Genomic DNA, 1,664 nt, shown 5'->3' on the forward strand with positions numbered 1-1,664 from the left:
CTGGAGCTTGATGAGGCCGGTGACCTTTTTCTTGGGGGCCATATCGGGTCCTTCTCTCACATTACGTACCGCACGGCACAGGAGCGTGCCGGCGGTGGTTGGCCGCCATGGCGTGGCGGCCGGCCGTGCAGGTCCGGACAAAGCGGTTCCGGATCCACACGAAGTCTTCGGTTACTGGAGCTTGGTGACCTGGCTGAACGAGAGCGTCACCGGGGTTTCGCGCTCGAAGATGGTCACCAGCACAACCAGCTGCTGGGATTCCGGCTTGATCTCGGAGATGGTGGCCGGCAGTGTCTCGAACGGCCCGTCGTTGACCGTGACGGACTCGCCGACCTCGAAGTTGACCGTGATCGGGGTGCTCGGCGCCGTGCTCTTGCCGGCCGCCTTTCCGCCTGCTTCCGACTTGGTGCCGGTGATGGTGTGCTCCAGCATGGAAGCAACTTCCTTCAGGCTCAGCGGCACCGGGTTGTGGGCGTTGCCGACGAAACCGGTCACGCCCGGCGTGTGGCGAACAGCGCCCCAAGAGGCGTCGGTCAGGTCCATCCGGACCAGCACGTAGCCGGGGATGCGCACGCGCTTGACCAGCTTGCGCGTGGTGTTCTTGATCTCCACGACCTCTTCCATCGGGACCTGGATCTCGTAGATGAAGTCCTCCATGTTCAGGGTCTGGATGCGGGTCTCCAGGTTGACCTTCACACGGTTCTCGTAGCCGGCGTAGGAGTGGATGACATACCAGTCACCGGGCTGGCGGCGCAGCTTGGCACGGAACGCTTCGAGTGCTTCCTCTTCGGTCTGCTCGACCTCTTCCGCGGCGTCATCGGCGGCTGCGGCGTCATCGGCATCATTGGCGGCGGGCGCTTCGTCAGCAGCCTCTTCGCCCGCCTCCGCGTCAGCGGCGGGGCCGGCTTCCTCATCGAAAAGGGGAGCATCTTCGGCGGCCTGGTCAAGCTCGTCAAGCTCGCTCGCCAGATCGGTACCGGCAGCCTCGTCGGCGGCGTCAACGCCAGAAGCCGCCACCTCGGCGGCGCCGGTCTCGGTAACCTGCTCGTCTGCTTCCAGATCTACGTTTTCTTCGGAGTTCTGGGCTTCGAGTTCCTGGTCGGACACTTAGCTTCCTGCTTTCTTCTTCAGCTCACTTGACTCGCGCCGGCTGTCCGCCGTCGTCATCGTCCATCCGTACGGCTGCCGCAAACGCGGACGTTACTGTTCGGGTATGCCGTCTCCGAAGACGAAGAACGCGCCCTGGCCGAAAATCAGATCCAGCACCGTGACGATCAGCATCATGACGACCACGAAAGCGATCACCACCAGCGTGTAGTTCAGCAATTCCTTGCGGGTCGGAGTAACGACCTTTTTCAGTTCTGCAATGGTCTGGCGGACAAACAGAATGATCCGGGCGAAGAAACCGCGCTTCTCGGTCTTTCGTCCGGTGGGGCGTCCCTGGGGACTGCTGGAAGACGTATCGGTCAACCTGGCCTCACTCATTCTGTCCGGTGTCCGGCCCCCGGACGGCCTCGGCCGGCCGGGACCGCTGCTTCGTGCTGGGATGCTGAACTGCTGCAGTCAAATCTGCGACGGTTCTGCGCAGGGCAGACAGGACTCGAACCTGCAACCTGCGGTTTTGGAGACCGCTGCGCTACCAATTGCGCCACTACCCTATGGAG

At 62.9% G+C, this 1,664-nt stretch carries 2 protein-coding genes and 1 tRNA gene; all 3 read right to left on the minus strand.

The window, feature by feature from the left end; translation table 11 throughout:
- Window positions 1–171: 171 nt before the first annotated feature.
- The gene (gene nusG / locus AC5RWT_RS37150) at window positions 172–1,107 is read right to left on the minus strand and encodes a transcription termination/antitermination protein NusG (protein WP_494084581.1); all 936 of its coding nucleotides are present in this window, start codon (window positions 1,105–1,107) and stop codon (window positions 172–174) included.
- 93 nt (window positions 1,108–1,200) lie between these two features.
- On the minus strand, window positions 1,201–1,485 hold the full coding sequence (secE, locus tag AC5RWT_RS37155) for a preprotein translocase subunit SecE (protein WP_493966573.1): 285 nt from the start codon (window positions 1,483–1,485) through the stop codon (window positions 1,201–1,203).
- A gap of 100 nt (window positions 1,486–1,585) precedes the next feature.
- Window positions 1,586–1,658 (minus strand) — tRNA-Trp (locus AC5RWT_RS37160).
- Between the last annotated feature and the right edge of the window lie 6 nt (window positions 1,659–1,664).

The organism is Arthrobacter sp. Dra40 (genome assembly GCF_059091905.1).

Coding starts and splice junctions, on each gene's coding strand:
- secE (WP_493966573.1), bottom strand. CDS start 1,485: ATGAGTGAGGCCAGGTTGACCGATACGTCTTCCAGCAGTCCCCAGGGA.